Origin of the sequence: Cohnella sp. GCM10012308 (assembly GCF_042649185.1) — a bacterium.
In the GTDB taxonomy this organism is placed as follows: Bacteria; Bacillota; Bacilli; order Paenibacillales; family Paenibacillaceae; genus Cohnella.
This window is the reverse complement of record NZ_JBHRYU010000012.1, coordinates 81,863-106,312: the sequence shown is the minus strand read 5'-3', so window position 1 is coordinate 106,312 and position 24,450 is coordinate 81,863. Positions and strand designations below refer to the sequence as shown.

The 24,450-nt window shown below is 61.4% G+C and carries 17 protein-coding genes; 2 read left to right on the top strand and 15 right to left on the bottom strand.

Annotated elements, in window-relative coordinates; all coding sequences use genetic code 11:
- Positions 1-3 precede the first annotated feature (3 nt).
- The 11 genes from ACFOTD_RS15480 to ACFOTD_RS15430 all read right to left on the bottom strand — a co-directional run bounded on the left by ACFOTD_RS15480 (position 4) and on the right by ACFOTD_RS15430 (position 11,724).
- Positions 4-222, bottom strand: a complete 219-nt coding sequence (locus ACFOTD_RS15480) for a hypothetical protein (protein WP_378120237.1) — start codon at positions 220-222, stop codon at positions 4-6.
- A 144-nt stretch (positions 223-366) separates the two neighbouring features.
- On the bottom strand, positions 367-1,836 hold the full coding sequence (locus ACFOTD_RS15475; RefSeq protein ID WP_378120235.1) for a protein adenylyltransferase SelO: 1,470 nt from the start codon (positions 1,834-1,836) through the stop codon (positions 367-369).
- Positions 1,837-1,896: 60 nt separating this feature from the next.
- On the bottom strand, positions 1,897-2,409 hold the full coding sequence (locus ACFOTD_RS15470) for a metallophosphoesterase family protein (RefSeq protein ID WP_378120234.1): 513 nt from the start codon (positions 2,407-2,409) through the stop codon (positions 1,897-1,899).
- 85 nt (positions 2,410-2,494) lie between these two features.
- On the bottom strand, positions 2,495-4,156 hold the full coding sequence (locus tag ACFOTD_RS15465; RefSeq protein ID WP_378120232.1) for a glycerol-3-phosphate dehydrogenase/oxidase: 1,662 nt from the start codon (positions 4,154-4,156) through the stop codon (positions 2,495-2,497).
- A 121-nt stretch (positions 4,157-4,277) separates the two neighbouring features.
- Positions 4,278-5,771, bottom strand: a complete 1,494-nt coding sequence (gene glpK / locus ACFOTD_RS15460) for a glycerol kinase GlpK (RefSeq protein WP_378120230.1) — start codon at positions 5,769-5,771, stop codon at positions 4,278-4,280.
- 11 nt (positions 5,772-5,782) lie between these two features.
- Positions 5,783-6,349, bottom strand: coding sequence for a glycerol-3-phosphate responsive antiterminator (locus ACFOTD_RS15455; RefSeq protein ID WP_378120228.1), 567 nt, complete (start codon positions 6,347-6,349; stop codon positions 5,783-5,785).
- An 834-nt stretch (positions 6,350-7,183) separates the two neighbouring features.
- Positions 7,184-8,359: an NAD(P)/FAD-dependent oxidoreductase gene (locus ACFOTD_RS15450; protein WP_378120339.1), complete on the bottom strand. Its 1,176-nt coding sequence runs from the start codon at positions 8,357-8,359 to the stop codon at positions 7,184-7,186.
- Positions 8,360-8,364: 5 nt separating this feature from the next.
- Positions 8,365-9,117, bottom strand: coding sequence for a methyltransferase domain-containing protein (locus tag ACFOTD_RS15445; protein WP_378120226.1), 753 nt, complete (start codon positions 9,115-9,117; stop codon positions 8,365-8,367).
- A complete protein-coding gene (locus ACFOTD_RS15440) occupies positions 9,110-10,312 on the bottom strand; it encodes a type III polyketide synthase (protein ID WP_378120224.1) in 1,203 nt (400 codons plus the stop codon). The genes ACFOTD_RS15445 and ACFOTD_RS15440 overlap by 8 nt, the downstream gene beginning before the upstream one ends.
- Before the next feature lie 139 nt (positions 10,313-10,451).
- On the bottom strand, positions 10,452-10,655 hold the full coding sequence (locus ACFOTD_RS15435; RefSeq protein ID WP_378120222.1) for a hypothetical protein: 204 nt from the start codon (positions 10,653-10,655) through the stop codon (positions 10,452-10,454).
- A 79-nt stretch (positions 10,656-10,734) separates the two neighbouring features.
- Positions 10,735-11,724 carry a diaminopimelate dehydrogenase gene (locus tag ACFOTD_RS15430; RefSeq protein WP_378120220.1) on the bottom strand — a complete coding sequence of 330 codons (990 nt, stop codon included), beginning with the start codon at positions 11,722-11,724 and terminating at the stop codon, positions 10,735-10,737.
- Positions 11,725-11,929: 205 nt separating this feature from the next.
- Here ACFOTD_RS15430 and ACFOTD_RS15425 point away from each other — a divergent pair, with 205 nt between their 5' ends.
- Positions 11,930-12,115: a hypothetical protein gene (locus ACFOTD_RS15425; RefSeq protein ID WP_378120218.1), complete on the top strand. Its 186-nt coding sequence runs from the start codon at positions 11,930-11,932 to the stop codon at positions 12,113-12,115.
- A gap of 104 nt (positions 12,116-12,219) precedes the next feature.
- Here ACFOTD_RS15425 and ACFOTD_RS15420 read toward each other — a convergent pair whose 3' ends face one another.
- Positions 12,220-16,434: a fibronectin type III domain-containing protein gene (locus ACFOTD_RS15420; RefSeq protein WP_378120216.1), complete on the bottom strand. Its 4,215-nt coding sequence runs from the start codon at positions 16,432-16,434 to the stop codon at positions 12,220-12,222.
- 282 nt (positions 16,435-16,716) lie between these two features.
- Between ACFOTD_RS15420 and ACFOTD_RS15415 the strand changes: the two genes are divergently transcribed.
- On the top strand, positions 16,717-17,622 hold the full coding sequence (locus tag ACFOTD_RS15415; RefSeq protein WP_378120214.1) for a VanZ family protein: 906 nt from the start codon (positions 16,717-16,719) through the stop codon (positions 17,620-17,622).
- Between the two features lie 131 nt (positions 17,623-17,753).
- Here the strand turns inward: ACFOTD_RS15415 and ACFOTD_RS15410 are convergent, their stop codons facing one another.
- Genes ACFOTD_RS15410 through ACFOTD_RS15400 form a run of 3 tightly spaced genes read right to left on the bottom strand, consistent with a single transcriptional unit; the run spans position 17,754 to position 24,445 of the window.
- Positions 17,754-20,366, bottom strand: a complete 2,613-nt coding sequence (locus ACFOTD_RS15410; RefSeq protein WP_378120212.1) for a glycoside hydrolase family 2 protein — start codon at positions 20,364-20,366, stop codon at positions 17,754-17,756.
- Between the two features lie 12 nt (positions 20,367-20,378).
- A complete protein-coding gene (locus ACFOTD_RS15405) occupies positions 20,379-22,295 on the bottom strand; it encodes a DUF2961 domain-containing protein (protein WP_378120210.1) in 1,917 nt (638 codons plus the stop codon).
- Positions 22,292-24,445, bottom strand: a complete 2,154-nt coding sequence (locus tag ACFOTD_RS15400; RefSeq protein ID WP_378120208.1) for a beta-galactosidase — start codon at positions 24,443-24,445, stop codon at positions 22,292-22,294. The genes ACFOTD_RS15405 and ACFOTD_RS15400 overlap by 4 nt, the downstream gene beginning before the upstream one ends.
- Positions 24,446-24,450: the final 5 nt, after the last annotated feature.

Below are 24,450 nucleotides of genomic sequence, written 5' to 3'. Positions count from 1 at the left end.
GTCTCAGGGCTCGCTGCCCGTGCGGACGACAAGAATTTCCAGCTTGCCGGAATCCAGATTAAGCCTGCCTTCGACCGTCTCGTATTCGGAGCCGCCGACCGTTATATAGTTGACGTGCTCCAGCGCCGCGACCATGTTTAACGTCCATGTGCGCTCGTCGAGAAACTTGAGCTCTCCCGCTTCGTTTTTCACCATCAGATAGACGGCAATCCCGTTATCCAACCCCTACACCCTTCCGAATTTGGAATCTTTGCACTGAATTACAGTAAACGATGATAGAATCGAGTGTCAATTGCTATTTTGGAAAAAAAAACAAGCCTGCCGCAAATGGGCAAGCTTGAATTCCTGTCGGAAGCCGTCGCAAGGTCAAGTCCCGCAGAAGGTCCGGTAACGGCCGCACGACGGATCCGGCAGCGCCGCATACGCGGTTTGCGCGGACGTGTAGGCGTACGGATCGCGCAGCGCCTCGACCAGACGGTCAAGGTCGCCGTAATCGCCACGCCCGACTGCTGCCTCGAGCGCCTCCTCGACGCGATGGTTGCGCGCGATCGCCGCTGGATTGCTGCGCTTCATCAACCGCTGCGAGACGGCTGCCGCGTCGTTCGTATCGCCGATTCTGGTCCGCCATCTTCCGTACCAGCCCGCGTACGCTTCGGACGCGAACAGCTCCCCTTCTTGCGTCGCGCCCGTCGACAGGCTCGCGAACGTATTCGTATAATCGGCCTTGTGCGCTTCCATCAGATTGAGCAGGTCATAAATGAGAGTTTCGTCATCCGGCGCTTCGCCGGGCAATCCGAGCTTGGCCCGCATGCCCGCGAGCCACTCGGCCTCGAACAGCTCCGGAAATGCCGTTATTTCCCGCTCCGCCAACGCGACCGCCTGCGCTTCGTCCTCGGCGAGCAGCGGCAGCAGCGTCTCGGCGAATCGCGCCAGGTTCCAGGCGGCGATCCGCGGCTGCTGGTTATAGGCGTAGCGGCCTTGCGCGTCGATCGAGCTGAACACCGTCGACGGATCGTACGCGTCGAGGAATGCGCAGGGACCGTAATCGATCGTTTGTCCGCTGATCGCCATATTGTCGGTATTCATTACGCCATGAACGAAACCTACCAGCTGCCACTTCGCGATCAGTGAGGCCTGCCGGCGGACGACCGCTCTGAGGAACGATAAGTAATCTCCGGCATCGACCTCCGGATAGTGCCTTTGCATCGTATAATCGGCGAGCTCGCGAACCTGCTCCGCGCCTCCGGCGCCTGCGGCGTACTGGAACGTGCCGACCCGAATGTGGCTCGCCGCGACGCGGGTCAGCACGGCGCCAGGCAGCTCGTCCTCGCGAAACACCGGTTCGCCGGTAGCCACGACCGCCAGGCTGCGCGTCGTCGGAATGCCGAGGCCGTGCATCGCCTCGCTGATCACGTACTCGCGCAGCATCGGTCCGAGCGCCGCACGGCCGTCGCCGCCGCGCGAATAAGGCGTGCGTCCCGAGCCTTTGAGCTGGATGTCCAGGCGCTGTCCGTCAGGAGCGACATGCTCGCCCAGCAGCAGCGCGCGTCCGTCGCCCAGCATGGTCAGATGACCGAACTGATGGCCCGCGTACGCTTGCGCCAGGAGCTCGCCGCCTTCGGGCGACGCACTGCCCGACAGGACGGCCAAGCCGGCTTGACTGCGCAGCGCTTCTTCGTTCAAGCCGAGCGACTCGGCCAATCGGGCGTTCAGTACGGCGAGCTTCGGCGCTTCGACCGGATTCAGCGGTATTCTCGAGTAAAAAAAAGACGGTAGACGCGCATAGCTGTTGTCGAAGCGCCAGCCGGCCGTCGTCGTGGAATCAAGATGCGTCATAGCGTCTCCTTTCGCAGCTTTTCTTGTATGAAGCGTTTATCTTGTACGTATGTGCAGAGCCTAGCTTTTATCCGCATAAAATACATGCCGCGCGCTTAAGCGGCCGTCCTCGGCATCCAGGATGCCGAATGAAAATTGCGCTTGCCTCCGCTTGTCGGTCGGCGAGCCGGGATTAAAGATCAGCATATCGCTCTTCGGGTCGCGCCGCAATACGGGAATATGCGAATGTCCATAAACGATCGCGTCCGGCTTTTCTTCCTTAAATGCCGCAACCGCGTGCGCTTCCGTCTTCGTCCGCAACGCAGCCCCATGCCCGTGTACGACCCCGATCCGGCAGCCGCCCATGTTCAGCAGCAGCCGCATACCGAAGCGGGCCGCAATCTCCGGCCCGTCGTTGTTCCCGACGACGCCGTACACCGGGGCGTACGCGGACAATGCGTCGAATACGCTAAGGCGCGTCCAGTCTCCGGCATGGATAATCGCCGCCGCGTCCGTCAGCTCGCGCTGAAGCGCCGCCGGAAGGCGCTTGCTCATTCTCGGCATATGCGTATCCGATACGACCACGATCTTCATGCGCGATTCCTCGCTTTGGCTGCAGACTCTTTTCCATTTAATCTTACCCTAGCCGCGTCCGTTCATGAAGCGATTTTTGGAAATTCTAAATTTCCGCCGCCGCGGCAAACTCGCGCTTCATCTCCGCTTCGTACTCGGTTCGCTGAGCGTCGCTATATTCGAGGACTACGGCCATATAGTCGAGGACAGCCGCAAGGTTCCGCCGCGCCCAGCCGATATCGAAAAACAGGGCGCCCGTGCGCCTGACTAGAAAATCGGCGGGCTTTACCGCCATCTCCGCCTCGATCGCATACGCAAGCATGCCATAAGTCTCGTCGGAAAGGCCCGCACCGCCGGCGCTTCCCTGCCGCCGCCTCAGTATGCGTTTGAACACGTCATCCGCGTTCGAACCGTATCGGCTCGCGATCTGCAGCGCCGTCTCGGCCGACAGACCCGCAGCTTCTCCGGCAGTCGCCGCCTTTTTTGCATACTGCGCGTAACGTACGGAGCCGCCGACGTCGCCGCCTGATATCGGGAGCTCTTTGGTCGTGCAGGGGCCGAATGGACCTTTGCCTTCGGCACGCAGCGCGGCAGCCAGCCGATCGACGACCGTCTCGGCCATCTTGCGATAGCCGGTGAGCTTGCCGCCCGCGATCGTGATCAGGCCGGACGGCGACACGAAGATCTCGTCGCGCCGCGACACTTCGGAGGGCGACTTGCCTTCTTCATAAATAAGCGGCCGCAGGCCCGCCCAGCTCGATTCGACGTCCCGCTCGCCAAGACGCAACTCCGGGAACATGCCGTTGCAGGCGGCCAGCAGGTAGTCCCTATCCTCCTTCGTCGCCCGCGGCTGCGCCGTATCGCCGGCATAATCGGTATCCGTCGTGCCGACGTACGTCTTGCCGTCGCGCGGAATCGCGAACACCATGCGGCCGTCCGGCGTATCGAAATAGATCGCTTGACGAAGCGGGAACCTGTCGCTGTCGAATACAAGATGGACGCCCTTGGTCAGCCGCAGCGTCTTGCCGTGCCTGGAACGGTCCAGCTCCCGCAGCGTGTCGACCCACGGTCCTGCAGCATTGACGATATGCCGGGCCTGGATCCGGTACTCGCCCCCTCCGATAAGATCGCGTGCCCGCACGCCTGTCGTCCGTCCCTTTTCATCGTAGAGGAACTGCTCGGCCTTCGTATAATTGACGGCGTTCGCGCCTGATTCGGCCGCCTTTTTAAGCACCTCGATCGTCAGCCGCGCATCGTCCGTCCGGTATTCTACGTAAGAGCCGCCGCCTCTCATGCCTTCCTTTTTCAAAAGCGGCTCCAGCGCCAGCGTGTTCTCTGGACTCAGCATGCGTCGCCGTTCGTCCCGCTTCACGCCGGCCAGGAAATCATACAGCCTCAGCCCGAACGAGGTGCTCAGCCTGCCGAACGTACCGCCCTTGTACAAAGGCAGCAGCATCCGCTCCGGCGTCGTGACGTGCGGGCCGTTCTCGTAAACGATCGCCCGTTCCTTGCCGACCTCGGCGACCATCTTGACCTCGAACTGCTTCAAGTATCGCAGACCGCCGTGCACCAGCTTCGTCGATCGGCTTGAAGTTCCAGCCGCGAAGTCCTGCATTTCAATCAGCGCCGTTTTCATTCCTCTTCGCTGCGCGTCCAGTGCGATCCCCGCCCCGGTAATCCCGCCGCCGACGACCAGCACGTCATACATGTCCTTTTCCATCTCTTCAAGTTTGGCTGACCGGTTCGTTCCGGCGAATGCGCTCTTCATGTCGATGCCCTTCTTTCTGTCGTTTCGAATGCAATAAAACCACGATGATGCAGACCGCGCCAGGCTGGCGCGGCCGATATCGTGGTTTCTCCTGATCTCCTACCGGATATGAACTTGTCTTTTATTTAAAAGCCATGGCGGCCCTGACCGCCTTCTGCCAGCCCGCGTACAATCGCTGCCGCTCCGCGTCCTGCATGACGGGATTGAACGAGCGATCGAGTCTCCAGCTGTCGGCAATGTCCTGCTTGCTCTGCCAATAGCCGACCGCCAGCCCCGCCAGATAAGCGGCGCCGAGCGCCGTCGTCTCGCCGACGGAAGGACGCTCGACCTCCGCGCCGAGCAGGTCGCTCTGGAATTGCATGAGCAAATTGTTGGCGACGGCTCCGCCGTCGACCCGCAGCCGCTGCAGCGGCAGGCCCGAATCCTCGATCATCGCGTCCAGCACGTCCCTGCTCTGATAGGCGAGCGATTCGAGCGTCGCGCGTATAAAGTGCTCTTTGGTCGTTCCCCGCGTCAGTCCGAAGATCGCGCCCCGCACGTCGCTGTCCCAATAAGGCGTCCCCATTCCGACGAAGGCCGGCACGACGTAGACACCTTCGGATGATTCCACCCTCGCCGCGTACGTCTCGCTGTCGGCCGAAGTCTTCAGCATGCGCAGTCCGTCCCTCAGCCATTGGAGCGCCGAGCCCGCGACAAAAACGCTGCCCTCGAGCGCGTATTCCACTTTGCCTTCGAGCCCCCAGGCGATCGTCGTCAGCAGCCCGTGTTTGGAGGCGACCGCGTCCGCGCCCGTATTCATGAGCATGAAGCAGCCGGTTCCGTACGTATTTTTAACCATCCCCTTCTCGAAGCAGGCCTGCCCGAACAATGCGGCCTGCTGGTCGCCCGCGATCCCCGCGATCGGAATGTTGCGGCCAAAGAAGTGATGATCCACCGTGTGCGTGTAAACTTCGGAGGACGAACGCACCTCGGGCAGCATGGCGCGAGGCACGTCCAGCACCTTCAGCAGCTCGTCGTCCCAGTCAAGTGTGTGTATGTTGTAGAGCAGCGTGCGGGAGGCGTTGGAGAAGTCGGTAACGTGCGCGGCGCCTCCGCTCATTTTCCATACGAGCCACGTATCGATCGTGCCGAACAGCAGGTCGCCGCGCGCCGCCATCTCGCGTGCGCCTTCCACATGATCGAGCAGCCACTTCACCTTCGTTCCGGAAAAATAGGCATCGATCAGCAAGCCCGTCTTACGCCTGAACAGATCGTCCAGTCCTTGCTGCCTCAGCGTCTCGCAAATATCGTTGGTCTGCCGGGACTGCCATACGATCGCGCGATGGATCGGGCGGCCCGTATGGCGGTCCCACACGACCGTCGTCTCACGCTGGTTGGTGATGCCGATGGCCTCGATCTGCTCCGGCCGAATATCCCCTTCGGACAGGACGCGCGCAATAACGCCGAGTACGGACAGCCATATCTCGTTGGCATCGTGTTCGACCCAGCCCGGCTTGGGAAAGTATTGCTTGATCTCTTGCTGCGCGACGGCGACGGCGCGGCCGCTTTTGTCGAAAAGGATCGCGCGGGAGCTCGTCGTCCCTTGATCGAGCGCTAAAATATAGCGATTTTCCATGTACGCTCCCCCTATCGTATCCCGTTTTCGTAATGCTTCCATAGCTCCTTGTTGGAAGTCGTCACCGCGGAGGCGCCAGCAGCAAGCGCTTGCTCCACGTCATTCGCCGTGCGGATGAGGCCGCCGGCGAAGACGGGAATGCCCGTGCGTTCGTGCACCTCGGCGATCATATGCGGAATGACGCCCGGCAGCACCTCGATATAGTCGGGCTTCGTCCGTTCGAACATGGCATAGCTCTTCTCGAGCGCATTGGTGTCGAGCAGGAACAGACGCTGGATGGCAAGCAGCTTGTTCTGCTTGGTCTTGGCAATCACGCTCGCCCGGGTCGAGACGATGCCCGCGGGCCGCGCGATCTGGCAGATGAATTCAGCTGCGTATTCGTCGTTTTTGAGCCCTTCGATCAGGTCCGCGTGCACGATCGGCTTTTTGCCGTTCGACTTCGCGAGCTGCACGATCGGCTGCAGCTGCGCGACATGCATGTCTAGCAGCACGATATACTCGTACGGGAGCTTGATCAGCTTCTCCAGATCCTTGACCTTGCGCGCCGCGGGGAGTATCTGCTGTCGGCTGAATGGCATAGGGAGCTCCCTCCGTTCGGTCTTGTAAAAAAAGAAAAAAAGGAAATCACGAACTCGTCCCCTGGGGGACCTGAGTCGCGTGCTCTCCTTTTCTCCGCCGCGCATATGAACTTGACACGATTATATTACAGGATCTATGCGGCGTCTACCCCGAGGTTTGGCGTTGCTCCGAGGCTCGCTCCCTGGCCATGCAGCCAAGATGCATATTTATGCCGGGATGGTCCCGCTGCGCCGCAGCTCGCGATGGCTGAGCGGCATTGCGTGCCGCTATCGTTCCGCTGCGACGCAGCTGGCGGGGGCTTAGCGGCATTGCGTGCCGCTATGGTTCCGCTGCGACGCAGTTGGCGGTGGCTTAGTGGCATTGCGTGCCGCTATCGTTCCGCTGCGACGCAGTTGGCGGGGGCTTAGCGGCGTTGCGTGCCGCTATGGTTTCGCTCCAACGCAGCTCGCGGGGGCTTAGCGGCATTGCGCGCCGCTATGGTTCCGCTGCGCCGCAGTTGGCGGTGGCTTAGTGGCATTGCGTGCCGCTATGCTTCCGCTTCGCCGCAGCTGGCGGTGGCTTAGCGGCATTGCGCGCCGCTATGCTTCCGCTCCAACGCAGCGCGCGGAGGCTTAGCGGCATTGCATGCCACTATCGTTACTCTCCAAAGCAGCTCGCGGGGGCTTAGCGGCATTGCGTGCCGCTATCGTTACGCTTCACCGCAGCTCGCGGGGGCTTAGCGGCATTGCGTGCCGCTATCGTTACGCTTCACCGCAGCTCGCGGGGGCTTAGCGGCATTCCGCTACCGGGCCGTGCAAGCGCCACACTTGGGGCGATAGCGGCATAAAGCGCGATCACGACTGCGATATCGGCCGCAGCCGGGTCGCCCGCACGAGCTTGCGGCCGAGCGCCGGCATGCAGCGTACCGCGGTCAGCGCGGTACGCGCCAGAAGCGGACGGCCGGCGGCCCGCTGCAGCAGGTTGCCCCATCGCAGCGGGCCGGCGAACGCGCCGCGAATCGCGCGGGCGTAGTCCTCCTCCCACTCGCAGAGGGACAGCTCGCCGCCGAGATAGCGCTCCGCGGACAGCGCGCATAGCTGCGCGGCGCGCAGCGCCATCGACATGCCGTCCCCGCACAGCGGCGGTATCGTCGCGCACGCGTCGCCGACGAGCGGGATGCCGTCCCAAGGAATCGGCCGCGCATACAAACGCACGGGCGCGATTGCGGCTTGCGTGCCCGGAACGGGCTTCGCGCCGGCCAACCGCCGATCGAGCGAGGGGCTGCGAGCCTGCGCGAGCTCGAGCCAGCCTTGCACGGCGGTCGGCGCTTCCCGGACCGCGCGCCTGTCGAGCAGCGCGGCGGCGTTCACGATGCCGCTGCCCGCCGGGGATAAGCCCAGATAGCCTCCTTCAAAGAAGTAAAGCTCTACTTCGTCCCTGGCATCTATACCTGTAAAATGCATTTTGACGCCAAGGTAGGGCGAGCTTGCCGGCTTGTTCCTTCGCTTCGCGCCGGTTAATACAGACAGGCGGCCTCCGCCTCCCCATGCGCCGATGACCGCGCGCGCCTGCACGGTACGCGCGACGCCGCCGCTCACGAGCTTCAGCGTATAGCCGTCCGCTTCGCGCGCCATCGACGCGACGGTCGTTCCCGTCGCGATCTCGGCGCCGGCAAGACGGACTTCGCGGTGAAGCGCCTCGTCGAGGGCATAGCGGCTGAGTCCCCATGCCGCGCCGGGCAGCGGTATGCGCAGGGGCGCGCTGCCGAAGGCATGGATCCGCGTCGCGCGGATGTCTGCCGGCTCGAGCGACCTGAGCGCGGAAGCGAAGCCCAGCTCGGACAAAATGCCGATCGATTCCGGCGACAGAAACTCCCCGCATACTTTGTGCCTGGGAAACCCTTTCCGGTCGATCAGCAGCACCCTCCGCCCGCGATCCGCAAGCGCCTTGGCGAGACTGCTGCCCGCTATGCCGGCGCCGATCACCACCGCGTCCGTCGTCTCGGAAACCAAAGCGGCGCTATCTTTCACCTCGTTCAAGCGGGCCCGCCTCCTTTTCCGTCCAGGGTCGTCTTTGCGGCGACCGTCTTCGGCACCGTTACGACATACCTAAATAAAGGGCGCCAGCTGTAAGCCATTCCGCTCGCGTCCAAGCGAAGCCGAAGCCGCTCCCAATCCGCAGCCCGAAAGCCCTTCGCGACCGACAACGGACCGTCGTTCACGACAAAGCGGTTGCCCGAGACGATTCTCGCCGCCAGCCACACGGCCGTCCACGCCAGCCAATGGCGGTGGATATCCTGAATAACCACTCCCACTTTGGACGCCTTCAGCATCGCACTAATGACGTCGGGCAGCTCTTCGTCTCCAAAATGGTGAACGAACTGGGACGCCGTCACAATGTCCGCGGACGCTTCTTCCAGCGCGAACAGGTCGCGACGAACGACGGTCACCCGCGGTTCGCCGGCGTAAAATGCCCGCGCCTCGGCGCACGCTTCCTCCGTCCGGTCGGCAAGCGTGATGCCGATCGCGACGCCCCGCGCGTCTGCCCAGCGGAGCAGCGCCGCATTGACGTCTCCCGAGCCTGCCCCGATGTCCAGCACCGTCAGGCGATCCGGACGTCCCGCCCGCTCCCAGAGCCGGGCGACGCCGTACAGCGTCCTTCCTGATGCGGCGAACAGACGGTTCAGCCTGCGCAAATGCCGAAGCGCTTCGCGCAGCTCGGCTCCGCCCTGCGCGAGATCGTCCATCAGTTCGGGCGCCTCCGCGCGAGCCTCCCACCTTCTAAACATGCGAGGCCAACCGCGCTTCGCCGCTCGGTTCGCGCCCGTTCTCGGCGTCATGATCCACGCCCGAACGCACCGCAGACTGCTCGCCCGGCCGATAGGCGATCGGCAGCAGCTCGCAGGAAAGCCCGGGCCCGAAAGCAAGGCAGACGCCTTCCGATCGAGGCGCGCCTTCCTCGCGTTTGGCCTGCCGGATGGCATCCAGCACGAACAGCAGCGTCGCGGACGACATATTGCCATAGTCGCGCAATATGCTTCTGCTGTATCCGGTATGCTTGTCCGTTAATCCGAGCTCCGCTTCGAGCGTGTCGAGAATGCCCTTGCCGCCCGGATGAACCGCCCATATATCGGGCAACGAATCCTCTTCGCCCAGCATCGAAGACAAACGATCAGGCACGTAACGGCCGATCAGCGAGGGAATGCGGGAGGACAGATAGAGATCGAAGCCATGATCGCCGACTTCCCACACCATCTCTCCTTCGCCTTCCGGAAGCAGCGCGCTGACGGGCTTTCCGAGCTCGAACCTTTCCTTGGCGACGTCTTCTGAGGTACCGATTACGCAGGCGGATGCGCCATCTCCAAAAAACGAAGCGCCGAAGAGCGCCTCCTTCCCGGCGGACGGTTGAATGTGGAGCGTGCACAGCTCGACGCAAACGATAAGCACGGATGCCCCGGGCTGTCCGCTCACGATATCGCGGGCCATGCCGATCGCCTTAAGTCCGGCCGCGCATCCGAGAAAAGTCAGCGGGATCCGGTTTACCGTATCCTTTAACCCCAGCTGCTTGGCCAGCACGGTGTCGAGCCCCGGCAGAAATTGACCGGTGCAGCTGACCGTCAGCAAATGCGTCAGCGTCGACGGCGATACGCCAGCGTCGGCGAGCGCGGCGGACGCGGCGTGTAGCGCGAGCGGCACCGACGCCTGCTTGTAGGCCGCCATTCGTTCCGAAGTAACGGGTACCGGGAGTCCCGACAGCTGTGCGAAATACCGGTTGCTTGCCGCAGGCTCGAGAAGCGCAGGCTCGCAGGTGTAGCGGGTTTGCACGCCGCATTGCTTGAACAGGCGCCTCGCCCAGCGGGCCGCATCGGGCGTGTCCCGGAGCGCATCGGCCAGGCGCTGGGCCGTGTCCAGCTGGTCCAGCTTGTGCGCCGGTACCGCAGTCCCGATGCCGACCATTGCGATCGACGGCTCTATGGTTCGCATTTTACGCTTCAACCCCTTTTCGTTCGGATATCGCGAGACAAGCTGCTATCCTTCACTTTATTCCGGGTGGCGTCCGAATATGTGAGCAAGCCGTGCAGCGCAAAAAGGCCGCGCAAAGCGCGGCCAGAACGAACAAGGTTTATCGGTTCAACGCATAGATCAGCACGGCAACGATCACGATCGTACATACAACGTAGATCCAGCTCAGGTTCGCCCATTTCTTGCCCGTCTGCTGGAAATAGGCCGGGTTGCCTTCTCTATTCGTCCTCGATTGTCCGATCGCGATCGTCGCCGCAAAGCCGACGACCATCACGACGACAACCAGAATAATCGGTAGTATCATATCCGCTCTCCATTATTCGCAAGTTGCCATCATTATAGCAAATTCGGCCTCTTCCCGCTAAGCAGACGAAACCGCCTTATTAAAGCAAGCGTTCGCGCAGCGCTTCGGCCGAATGCGGGGACAGATGTCCGAGCGGAATGTCGAAGACGGTTTTCGCGCCGGTCGCGCCTTCTTGCGACAGCCGTACCGCCGCCCGTGCGTAGGCGACCAGCACGCTGGCGGTGAACTCGGGATTGCTGCCCAGCTTGAGGCCGAATTCGATCAACTGCTGCGTGCCTTCTCCCGTCACGCCGCTGCGAAGGACAAAGCCGCCGTGCGGCATGCCGCTATGCTCCGCCTGCAACTGCTCTTCGGTAATAAACTCGACCGTCGTATCGTAGTCCGAAAAATAGTTCGGCATCTCTTTGATCTCACGCTCGATGGCGGCTGTGTCCGCGCCCTGCTCGGCGACGACGTAGCACAGACGTTCGTGCTTTTCGCGCGTCGTCAGCTCCGGGTTCTCTCCGCTGCGTACGCTGGCGATCGCGCGTTCGACCGGAATCGTGTACTGGACGCCCGCTTTGACGCCGGCTACGCGCCTGATCGCATCCGAGTGGCCTTGGCTCACGCCTTTACCCCAGAACGTATATTCCTTGCCCTGCGGCAGGATCGACTCCGCCAGCAGGCGGTTCATCGAGAACAGCCCAGGATCCCAACCGGTCGAAATGACGCTGACATTGCCGCCCTGACGCGCCGCTTCGTCGACCGCGCGGTAAAATTCGGGAATTTTCGCATGCGTGTCGAAGCTGTCTACCGTATTGAAATGGGCGGCTACCAGCGGCGTCTGCTCCGGCAGATCCGTCGCCGAGCCTCCGCACAGAATCATGACGTCGACCTCTCCCCGGAAGCGTTCAATATCCGAGATCGATTCGAATCGCGCATTCACGTTCGTTTCCGCGCTCATCCGGGCCGCGTCGCGCCGCGTGAAAATCGCGATGAGCTCCATATCCTCGTTTTGACCGATTGCCTTATGTACGCCGCGGCCCAGATTACCGTAGCCGACGATTCCGATCCTGATTTTGGACGACATAATCGTTTCCCCCTTAGCGAATATCGACAAAATTATAACTCACATGCAATGTAACTTGCAAAGATTGATTTTCCAACCTTGGACGCTGACATCATTCTTTCATGACTTCGTCAATTCGATTGCCGCGCGATTGTGGACAAGCGACAATTTTGTGCTATGATGAGACGAAGATCCCTCAACACAACTTGAATAGGAGAGATCAAGCTTGATCCAACTAAAGGAATTCCTCGATACCGAATATTCGCTCGCGGAAAAAAGAGCCAATGAATTTTTGGCCGGCTTGGAAGAAGAACAAGTCGTGAACGTTTTGTACGGTTCGTATGCCAAGTCCCAGACGCAAGGCGTCGTCCATCAGCGGGCTTCGATCCTTATCGTGTACAAAACAAAATAATCTCGGACACGGACGCTTAACATGCTGCGCCGAGCGTCCGACCGATACGAACGACAGCCTTGGGCGATTTCCGCTCCAAGGCTGTTTTCTATTTATGCGTACTTTTACAAGTGCTGGAGGTAGAGCACGACCATGCTCTTCTTCGGCACAGTGTAGCTCGCGATTGCGGACGTTCCCGTCTCGGCGGTCGTCGTCACGGTGATGGGCCGGCCGGTCGCGGTGTCGGTCGACTCCAACGTATCGGCCGTCAGTATCGTTTTTTTGACGAGCTTGTAGCTGCCGCCGTCGAACGACAGGCTGACCGGCCTGTCGATATCCGGATCGCGGTTCACGAAGATCAGGTTCAGCCCGCCGGCTGCAGTCGTCATCGCATTCGCGGTGATAATCGACGCGCCGTCCGCCGGATTCGTCAGATCGCCCGAGATATCCGTCTTGACGACGTTCGCGCCCAGCGACTCGCCTTCGACTTTCATCAGATCGCGCAGACCCGTCGCATAAAGCGTATCGCCCGTCGCCTCGTTCAACACGCCCCAGGGGCTGCCGACCAGGACGTGCAGCGCCATCAGCCCAACCTCGGGCCTCTTGTACATCCGGTTGATAAACTCGGCGACGCCTAGCGTCCCCTTCAGATCGTGCGTACGGTACGCATAAGTCGAATAGTTGGCGGGCTCGCCGTCATTGAGCGGCCAAACGCCGTGTTCGGAGATGTAGATCTGAATATGGTGCGCCGGGTTCAGGTTCGCCGGACTGGCCTCCCATGCCGCGATATCGTCGCGCAGCGAATTCAAGTATTTCTCGATATCGCTTGGCGTCAATCCGTAATAGTACGGGTGGAACGTAATATAATCGATATCGTTGCCCATTTGCTCGAGAATCGCGTTGTGCCAATCGCGCCAGGTGCCGGTCGGTCCGCCGTACTTCGCGCTCCAGGGTCCCGTGACCGCCAGCGCCGCGAACTTCGCGTTCGGATCGACGCGCTTCACCTCGCGGATGATGTCCTTGCTCTTCTGTATATACGTATCGATCGGAAAACGGGAGCTCTGATCGAGCTCGTTGCCCAGCTCGTAGGTCGCGACCTGAACCGGGTCCGGGTGTCCAAGATCGATGCGCTTCTGCGCCCAGTTCTTACCGCCGTTCGGGTCGTGAACGCCGTCGCCGGTCAGGAATTCGGCGAGATCGGCCTGGTCCGCCGCGGTTTCCTTGAGCATATTAAACGTCCAGGTTATCTTGCGGTTCGCATCGAGCGTCTTGGTCGAGTTCAGCCATTCCATGATGCCGTAACGCTGCTTGCCGGTGTTGCCTCCGTATACGCTCGGAAACGCGGTACGTTCCTCGAGCGTGCCGATCGTATACTTCCACCGCATCGCCATGGAATCGGTTCCGGCGACGCGCATGAGTCCGGCAGGCACATCCTGCATCAAATCGTAAAAAGCTTGCTTGACCGTCGTGGAAGCGGTCGAATCGATCAACATATCCTGCGAGGACAGCCAATCGGTATTGTAGCCGAGGAGCTGGTTCGTAGCCGCCCGGATCGTCTGGGTCTCATGTACGGCCAGGCTGGCGGCGAGAGTCGCGGGCTTCGCCGTAGTTAGAGAAGCCGCCGGACCGCCGATCGTCCAGCGCCCGCCCGCATCGCCGGCTTCGATCTTGAACGTATAACCGGTATTGTATTGGAGACCGGTTACCGCATAAGAACTGACCGCGCCGGTCGTGAACGTGACGGTCTGACCCGACGCGCTCGTGCCGGTAATTTTATATTGCGTGACGGCGGCGTCGTCGATCGCGCCGCTCCAAGCAAGCGTGGCGCCGCCGCTCGTTACGGTGCCCGAGACGACGTGCAGCTCGCCCGAGGTGCTCCAGATCGGATCCTGCGCGGAGGAAGTCGCGATCGAAGCGGTCAGATCGGACGACGTATAATTGCCGCTGGCATCCTTCGCCCGCACCGTAATCGCGTAGGTCGTCCCCGTCGTAAGTCCCGATAATGCGGCGCTTGTTCCCGTTTGAAGCCCCTGCGAGATCCCGTTCACCTTGACTTCGTAAGTAATGCCGCTTACGTTGTCCGCCGCCGCCGGCCAGCTGAGCTTCAACGTGCCCGTGCCTTTGGCGTCGGTCTTGATCGCGGCCCCTGCGGGCCATGTCGGCGCGACGCTCTCCGGCTGGAATTGAACGTTTGCCGTCGCGGTTTTCAAGCCGTACGTGGCCTGGACCGTGACAGTGCCGCCGGTTGCCGCGCCTGTGTAGGCGAGCTTGCCGTTCGTGACGGTCGCGCTGCCGGAAGTCACTTGCCAGGCGATCGGGCCGGCCGATGGGACCGTGCCCGACAGCGAGCCGGCATAGGACGCGCCGACGGTCAGCGCGTCCGCAAGGGAAACCGTCTGACCGACCGGATACGTGCTGGCGCTTGGCGTCAGCGCGATCGCGGTCGGCGCTCTCGTGAACGTGAAGTCGTCGACGTAGAGCGTGCCGGATACCGTCCCCGTGCCGAGCGTGCGACGCTCGATGAGCACCCGCACCTCGTAGGCGTTCGGGTTGATCGCGAGCGTGCCTTTATACTGCGTCCAATCCTGCGTCGCAGGCAAGTTCGAGGCGACCTGCGTAATGACCGGATATTGCTGTCCCGTGATGAATTGCTGCAGCGAGACGTTCGGCTTGTTGCTCGCGGATGTATTCTGATCCGTCAGTTGGTCCGTCTTGACCCAAAAATCGTAGTAATACGTGTCGCCCGGATTCACCGGCAAATATTGATCGTAGCCCAGGAAGGCGTCCGTACCCGTAAAGGAGAATTTGAAGGCGCCGGTGCCGCCGTGCTTTACTTGAGACTGCGCGGACACCGCGATCGATCCCAAGTTGCGGTTCCAGCTGCCGTCGTAGTCCATACCGCCATTGTTGGACATATTATCGGCGGGCGAGCGGGTCTTGATCGTCACGGACGGACCGTCCGTGGATGTGCCGGCAGCGGTCGTCGCCTCGACCTTATACACATAAGTCGTTGACGGCGCCAGGCCGTTTAACAGCGCAAACGTCCGTGTATTTGGGGCCGTGGTGACCTGCGTGCCGTTCTGATAGATTTTGTACTGCGTGACATCGGCCGGCACGGCGGCCGCGCTCCAATTCAGAACGACGCCGGCGTCCGTGCTGCTGCCCGACATCCCTTTGTCTACGGTCCAAACGCTGGGCACCGTCGGCGCCGCCAGATCCTTGGAGGGCCCGTTCGTGCTCCATTGGTTCGCCTGATCGCCGGCCTCGATCTTGATCCGGTACGACGTGCCCGGCGTTACGGTGAGGTCTGCCGAAGCCGTCTGCACGGTCTGCTCGAGGCGGCCGTTCACGTATACTTTATAGTTCGTGACGGCGATGTTGTCGGTTGCGCCGCTCCATGAGAGATGAAGCGTAGACGGCGTCGGATAAGTTTCGGCGATCGCGCCGCTCGTCCAGGTCGGCGCCGTGCTGTCGTTCGGATTGAATGTAACGTTTACGGTCGCGTCCCTGCCCAGATAAGATGCTTTTAGCGTCACCTGGCCGCCGTACGCCGTACCCGTATACGCGACCTGGCCGCCGCCGATCGTCGCCGATCCGCTTTGCACGCTCCATTCCAGGTGCGGATCGCTGGCTGCGACGGCCGTCGGACTGCCGCTATAAACGGCTGCTGCCGCGATCGTGGACAAATTCAGCGTTCCAGGCGCCGTGCCGCTATCCGATGGCGTCAGCGTGATCGAATCGGGCTGCTTGGCGAGGAAAGCGTCGTCGTAATACACCGTACCCGCCACTGAGCCTGCCGTGTTGAAGCGACCGATGAGGAACAGCAGCTTGTTCGCGCCCGCAGGCGAAGCGAATGAGCCGCTCAGTTTCGTCCAGTCCTGACTGGACGTTCCGTACTGGATGCCGCCCGGCTGCGAGACGAACGTATTGTTGTTGTACGCCGAGATCTTCATGCCGGGATAGTACGTGCCCGGCTGTCCCGACGGCGTCAAGCTGTCCGTCTTCATCCAGACCTCGAAATAATAATTCGTACCCGGCACGACGGCCGGCGCGTTGTTGTTGAAATACTGCAGCTCCGCGTTGCCGTTCAAGACGGCTTTAAACGCGTAGTTGCCGCTTCTCTTGACCGTCGACTGTACCGAGACGGACGAAAAGCTGTTGTTGAAAAAGCCCCAATTAAACCAATTGCCGCTCTCGAAGCCTGGATCCACCAGCAAATTGTCGTTAGGCGCCGTCGCATGCGCAACGTAGCGGCCAAGCGGCGCAAGCAACGACACGAGCATGGCTAGCACAATAAAAGCAGCCCAACGTTTGTCCATCGCCTTTCGGTTCAAAATCATGATTCACCTCTCCTTTTCGAATGGTGATGCCCTTCGTGTGGCTTGGTGTCGCGCGAAGAACCGTGCCGGGGCGCGCCCCGTCCTTCGCGCCTCGATAAGCGTCCTACCGCCTCCTTCTATTCGGGGGTGGAATCGATTACAGTATAGGAGACGCGCCGGTCCCTTTTATAGGAGACATTTTTGCTGTCATTGCTCAATTTTGATATCGTATCGGTACGTATCTATTTTGCAAGGCTGCATTATCCAATATATGTTTAAATTGATTTTTTAAGGAGATCGCCATTGAAGAAGAACAGCAAGAAAATCGTTGCCGCAGCTGCAGCGCTGTACGCCGTGATCATTTTGTATTTTATGTTTATCGCTTTTAACAGGACGGGCCGCGCGGGCGGCGATTGGGATTATACGTTTATGTTCGTGCCGGAGACGGTACCTTTGCGGTTTCCCGAACCGACTTTTATGTGGCTGTTCAGCTTTGGAAACGTCGCCGCGTTTATTCCCTTCGGCGTAATGATTCCTTATTTATTCCGATGGTCCTTTAGGAGATTCGTCGTTAGCTTTATTGCGGCGATCACGCTTCTGGAGACGCTCCAGGCGCTGACGCGACTCGGATCGTTCGACGTGGACGATATCATCTCCAACACTTTGGGCGCCTGCATCGGGTATGCCGCCTGGCGGATCGGCTTCGCATCCGGGCGCCCGGCACGCAGATGGGCGGCAGCGATCCTAAGCTCGGTAGCGCTGCTCGTCGGCCTCATACTCGTATCGGAAGGATGGGATGCGGCGATCAAAAAGAAAGAGGGCACGTTTCAAGCCTTGAACGTCCCTGAAACATCCGATGTCCCCGCAGCCGGCAGCTTGTCCTCCTTTACTGTAGGCGGAGAGTCCGTAGCGCCTCAGTACAATGCTTACGTCGCCAGCTCTGTTCCGAGCTATACGATTAAGCCGGGGCACTTGAAAAACGTGCGTTTCTACGCCAGTTACGGGATTCCGGATCGATCGGCGCATGAAGGGCGCGTCTCCATCTACGCGGACGGCGAGCTGTTCGCCGAATTCAGTGCCGAATACATATCCGGCATCGAAACGATCGTCGTCCCTCTCAAGCGAATCGACGAGCTTCGGATCGTCGTTGAAGGGAACGCCGTGCTCTGGGACGTCGGTTATCGCAAAATGGAGCATTGGTGGGAGTAACCGGTTCGAGGAACGCCGTAGATCGAGGCCGAGTATTTGCTGTCGAGCATCGATATTTTTCGGATAGGAGTCAACCTAAAAAATAGACCGTCAGGGCGAATTCCGGCCTCCCCTGACGGTTTTGCTTTTGCTTATATGTCTTCCGCTGCTGGATCGGCATTCCATGCCCGAACGGAAATGCCGTACGTATCGTTCACGACGATAAGGCGCGTCTCCCCGGCGTCGAGCCAGAAAAAGTTGTCGTCGCAAATCAGATGTGCCGGATCCGGCGCGTCGTCAGACCCATCGTCACCCATCCGATACAGCTCGACGCCGACAGCCGGCAGCCTGCCGATATTTTTTACGGCGACCTGGTTCTGTCCGCGTATCTTCGCCTGAAGCGCCGTGCGCGGCAGATGCGCGAGCGCGCCCTGCCGCGCATCGAAGTTGAACCAGTAAAACGTCCGGTGCAGCAGCCCGTCGGCAGCGTACAGCTCCGAGACGACAAGTAGCGGCGCCTCCTTCTCTCGACGCCCGGCGAGCGCGACGTAGCCCATCTGCTTCACGCGATCGACCGGACCTTCGCCTGCGAAGGCATCGGTAGACATCGGCTCAAGCGACGGCCCGTATACGCGAACGTTCGCCTGCCATTCCCCGTCCAGCCTGCCGCTATCGTCGAAGACGAAAACGGGCAGCTTCTGCGGTTCCGAGGGGCTGTTCAGCTTTGAAAACAGGACGCTCGCCATCGTCGGCGCAAACGCATCCTGGGTGAAATAATGCGACATCTTCGGTGCGCCGTACCAGTCGACCGTCGCCCAGGACATGCCGATATAGACGTCGTTCAGCTTGTAGGTAATGACGCCGATCTCGTGCGGCCAGCGGCTGCGCGCATGCTCGATCTTGTGCCTAAGCGACGTTACCTGCGCGAGCTGCGTTCCGAAGACGAACGCTTCGACACCGTCGCAGGCGACGAACGCGTCTGCGTATTCGGTCAGGATGCGGCAATCGTCCCGCGTGTCGAATGCGGGCAGATGCCGATAAAAGCTCCTGCCGGGAGGCTGCGGCCACTGCTTCAGCTCGTCTTCCGGCATGAAACGCCGCATCGAAGTCATATTGGGCGCGGAGGCGAGCCCGAATTCTCCGATTATTACGCTGTCCAGATTCGCGTAATAATCGAAGCCGTAAGCCGGGCTCCATCCTTTCCAAACGATATGGCTGTGCATGCTCCCGCCCCAGGGATCGGTCAGATGAAACGGACGGGTTCCGTCCAGTTCGGCTGCAAGCCTGCCCATCATATCCATAACCGGGCTGTCCAGTCCCTTGCCGATCTCGTTGCCGCCAGCCCACATGACGAGCGACGGATGATTGCGCAGCCTTACGGTGTTGGTCCGGACCGTCGCTTCCAGCACGTCCGCAGGCTGTTGGTCGTGGCTGCCCCAACAGGTCGGCCACTCCTGCATGACCATCAAGCCCTTCCGATCGCACAGGTCGTAAAAGTCGTCGGTCTCCGGCATCCCGCCGCCCCAGGCGCGGAGCAATTGAACGTGCTGCGCCGCGGCCAGCGACAGGAAGTGCGCATACCGCTCCCGCGAGAAATCCATGAGCGCATCCATCGTGCACCAGCCGGTGCCTTTGGCGAACATCGGTTTGCCGTTGACGATAAACGTCCAATTGTAAACGTCACGCCGCTCTCCGCCAGGCAGCGGGCCCATCTCGAGCGAGCGGATGCCGAACGTCGTCTCTTTGCGGTCCGGCAGGCCGTCTCCTTGAGGCGAAAACGAAAGCGCCAGCTTGTATAAGGGCTGCTCGCCCATGTCGACTGGCCACCACAGCCGCGGCCGAGGCACCTCGACTTCCAGACGCAGCCCGCCGGCAGCCTCAGCGGCGTCGACGCGAATCGCAAAAGCAAGCGGCTCTCCCGGGAAGTTGTCGGGCGCGATCTCGCCGCGCAGCGTGCCAGACCAGACCGGCCGATCGCATGCGAAGTCGACCGCGATATCGACGCGTCCGGCAAACGCGCGCTCCGCAGATGTCACCGCGACGAACGGTCGGCCGATCGACACCTCCGGCTTGGCGTCAATACGAACCGAACGCCAGATGCCTACCGCGGGCAAATCCACGTAATGCCACCCGTAGTTGCAGTTAAAAACGACGGTGGAATGCCAGGCCGTCCATTCATTGCCGAGCGGCGCGGGCAGCACCTTGACGATCAGCTCGTTGCCCGCTTCCTTCAGCGCGAAGCCTTGAAAGCTCGGGCCGCCGAAGGCGCCGTTGTGGTCGCCAAGCCGGACGCCGTTCAGCCAAGCCTCGCAGCCCGGCGTCACCCCGTCGAACGTAAGCGCCGGCGACGCGCTTAGTCCCGTCCATCCCGGCGCGTCGAACTTGCGCCTATACCACCAGGTTTTGTGGCTGTACGCTTTGGCGATAGCCGCATTTTCGCCGAAGGCAGGATCGGGCAGCAGCCCCGCTTCCACGAGCGCGGCATGGATGCTGCCGGGGACGCGCGCCGGAATCGCGTCCGGCCAGGCGCCGGACAGTCGCATCGCCGAATCGCCTTCCTCCGCCAGTTCCCACAAGCCGTCCAGCAGAATGGCGGGCGGCGGCGCGGGCATCGCCGGCCTCTGTGCCGCCGTTAGAAGGGCGACCTGCCGGGCGGCTCTATCGAACGGCGAACCTCCCGCCGCGAACCGCAGCCGTTCGACCACATCCAGACTGGCGGATGCCTCTTCGCCAATAATGCCGTTCATGTTCGATGTCGTACGCATGCTCATCCGCCCTTATACCAATGAATAAACCCAGTAATAAAATTCATTCCAGGCGCGCGACTCGCCCTCCTGCACGAATTCGATGCGAATGCCGAGGTCGGTCTTGCCTGCCGTATATTTAGCCGGAATCTCGAACTCGTCTTCGAGCCACCGCTTGTAAGGGTTCCGGTCCGCGAAGTACCAGCTGCGCTCTTCGACGCGGACGCCGTCGACGTATACGTTCGCCCTTTGCCGCCCCGTGATCTGGTCGGATCTTCTCCGCAGCCTGACGCCGATGTTGGCCGGCTCGACGGCGACCCTGAATTCGGAGTATCCGTTGAATTCGTTGCCCCGGTCCCGAAGCGCGCTTCGGGCGCCGTCCTCGTAGCCGCTCTCCAGCTCGTAGCTGCCGGCGCCGCCTTTCATGCCGTAACCGTGGTACGTTTCCGAATCGTGATTGCCGACGTCGACCTCGTCCGTCAGCGCCATGCCCGGCGCGTCCACGCCATAATAAAAAAGTATGCCGGAATGTTTAAGATACTGGTTGTTCGCGCCTCCGGCTTCGATGCCGAAGACGAGTTCGCTGCGGAACGGATAAAAGTCGCCGGCGCAAAGCCGGACCATCGACCAAGGACTGTCCTTCAGCCCGTCGTAAGCGCTCGACGGATTGGCTTCAGGCGGCGTCGGGAAGCCCCAGCCGTAGCAAACATAGCTCTCTGAGCCGTCGCTCTCTACCTGTGGTGTCTTGATGCCGTCGATATGGACGCGCACGTCGCCCTCGCAGCTGATGATGCCCTGCCTCCACGCGTGCGCGGTGACGATCGCCGCTACCAAATGGCCTTTGCCTTCGATGCGGCCGATGACGCTGTCCGCCAGATGGGTCGCCTTGGAAGCGCGGTAGCCCGACGAGCGGAAGTAGCCGGTGCCCCCTTCGGCATACAAGCCGTTATTCGCCGCCGTATGGCGAATCTCCCAACGCGCGAACGAGACCGTCCGGTCTCCTTTGTTGACGAGTTCGAGACGCGCGCTGCGCCAATAGGGCATTGGAAAGTAGTTGTACATCTCCCCGTCCGGCCGCGTGCCGTGCGAGAGCACGCCTGTCGCGTTGTACCCAAGCTCGTTGCCGAAAAAGGCGCCCAGCGGACTCTCGACGTCGGGCGTGTCGTGGCCGTCCCAGACTGCCTTGATCCAGACGTCGCGAAGCCAGTCCGGTCGATCGGCGTCGGTCGGCGCGGGCGTCTCGGCCATAATAGAGACGATGCTGCCTTGCCCCGTGACATCCAGCAGCAACGAAGACTGGCCGGGTTCTAGCGTCAAATCCTGCGTGATCGCACGCTCGGAAGCGACCTGCGGCTTCGGGTCCTCCCCGACACGGTTCCAGATCTCGAGAACCTGATCCAGCGACTCTTTGCCCGTATAGGTCTTGACGCCTTCCGCAGTCGCGTACGAATGGTAGACGACATGTCCCCAGCCGCCCTCTCCTTTCGCGGAGCCCTTCAGCTGCAAGTCGGACGTGATCCTGCACGAACGCGCATAAGGCATCGGCACATAGCTGCGAACGACGCGGATCGGACCCCGCCCTTCGTCCTCCGGCCCCATATAAGCGTCGGCAAGCGGCACGATGAACGGATGCTTGCGTCCGAACTCCGAGTGCTTGATCGCAAAGCGAGGCTCGCGCTCTCCGTCGAAGTAAAAGCGGAAGGTCGGCTCCGGGCTGTCCGGATACCGGTGCTGAACGAAGTTGTAGATGCATCCGGGACCGTCCACGTCGAAAATGACGTATTCCTCCCCCTCCTTATATAGCATCCAGTCCCAATCCCAATTAAAGCCCTTTTTATCGATGCTGCCTTCATAATGCACCTGAACGCCGTCCCTCAACAGGGGCAGCAGATCGAAGCGCTCCAGATTGGCCAACCCGATAGGCGGCTGCGCCATACTCGTCAATGTCATGACCTCCCAATCGTATGCGGATCGTATTTTTCGTAGGCAAGCACTTCGATTCCGCGGGCAGCTACGCGTACGCGTGCCCGTGCTGTGCCGTTCTCGTCCGTATGCAAATCGGACGGGTCTGACGAAATGAATGAACGCAGCCTGCCCGGCTCGGCGAATACGAGCTCCGCTTCAACCTTATCCCCTTCGTTCAGGAGGACGAGCAGCTCTCCCTGCGAATGCGTCAACCGGCGCAGCCGCAGGCGGCGGTCGCCGTTCGCAAGCCGTACCGGCTCGTCGACTCGGTCGCCAAGCCATGCGGCGAGCAGCGCAAGAACGTCCGCGGACGGACGGGCAAAATAGCGCTGAAACAGCAGCGTCCCGATCCGCAGGGCTGCGCCTGCGCCGACCCGGCGTACGGTCGCGGCCGCAGCGCCGCCGTCATCGAAGCGGCCGATAATCTCGGCATTTTCTGCCTTGAGCGGGAGCCGGTAAAACCAGCCTTCGACTCCGGTTCCGTCCGCCTCGAACCGGATGTCGAAGCGATTCTGCGCCGTCTCCAGCTCCAGCACCTTCGCGCCGAACAGCGCATCGGCCTGGCTTTGCGTCTCTCGGTCTACGTTGCCGTTCGCATCCTTCATGCCGATGAGCCCATCGCCTACGACGAGACCGCCGCCGCGGACAAAGGCTTCGAGCTCGGCGGCTTCCTCGGCGCCGAGTACGATTGCGTTCGGCACGAGAACTGCCCGCGTACCGGCCGGAACGCCGTTCTCGCGCAACCGCTTTTCATTGATGAAGCCGGCTTGCACCGACAAATCCGACAGCATCAGGTACGCCCCCGCTATTGCGTCAAGGTACATGTTGCCGTTGCGCGGATCGGCCGGATCGTTGCCCGAGCCTTCGGCTTGTCCGAGCGCGCACGACGCTTCCGAGTACAACACGCAGACGCGCGGCGACGCCGCTTTGACGGCTGCGAGCAAACCGGCTTCCCGCTCGAGGACCGCGGCTGCGTCGCGCACGGCTTCCAGGCGCGGCGAAGGCTCGCCGAGCTGGTTGAGCAGCGACCACTCCGCCGCCTCGTAGCCGCCCTTGCGGGCGTTGAAGCACCAGAAGACGACCGCTCGCGCGCCGGCTCCTATACCTTCCCAGATCCACTGCCGGATCTCTTCATAGGTCGGGCAATGGGCGGTGCCCGCCGAGTAAAGCGTCGGCCCGCCCTGCAGCTCGGTCACCCAGAACAGGCCGTCCGGACGCCCCGTCGCGCACCGCGTCAAGTCGGAGAAAAAAGCGATCGACTGGCTCCACCGCCGCTCCGGGAACCGCAGCGAGTGCCAGGCCGGATGCGCGGAGCAGCCGAGAAAATCGACCGACTCGCTCTCCGCCCATAAGGACTGGCCGGCGGCCTGCATTTCCCCCTGCAGGTTGTGCGGATTGACGTGTACGGGATGAACGGGGTCCCATTTGCGGACTTCATCCCGGATATACCGCAGTTTTTCATTCAGATTATCAACGGAAAAGCGCGCCCAGTCGGTCCGCTCCGCGAAGGAGACGAACGGCAGCTCCTGCCCTTCGGGTCCGGCGCCCTGCGCCGCCAATTGCTCGAAGCCGGCGAATTTCCAGTAGGAGATCCGGTTGTACGCCTCGATCGTACCGTACGTTCTTTGCGCGTATTCGGCGTACGCGTTCATGCCGTGCGGACCTCTGCGGATTTTACGCGACGGCTCGTTCCACAGAATCCAGGAATGAAACGCCGGATGGTGCGCATACCGCCGCGCGACTTGACCGATGTATCCGCCGATTCGCTCTCGAAGCGTTGCTTCGTCCAGGTTCGCGATGCCCTGCGGACCGTCGGTAACGCGCTGCCAGCCCGGCGGACTCACGGCCATCAGCGTCGGAACGACGCCCAGACCGCGCACGGAAGCCTCGTCGAAGCAGGCATCGTAGACGTCGAACCGCCACTGATCCTTCGCGGGCTCCAACTGCTCCCAGATCATGAATAGTCGAATCAGCTTCAGCCCATGGTCGGCCATCTGCCGGACCCAGCCCCGAATCTCGTCCGCCGTATCCGACGAGTTGATGAACAACTGGCTGCCAAGGACAACAGCGCCGCCGGGCAGACCGTCAATGCCGCCCCCCGCCTCGCGCGTTACTGCAGGATTGAACGATTCCATGCTAG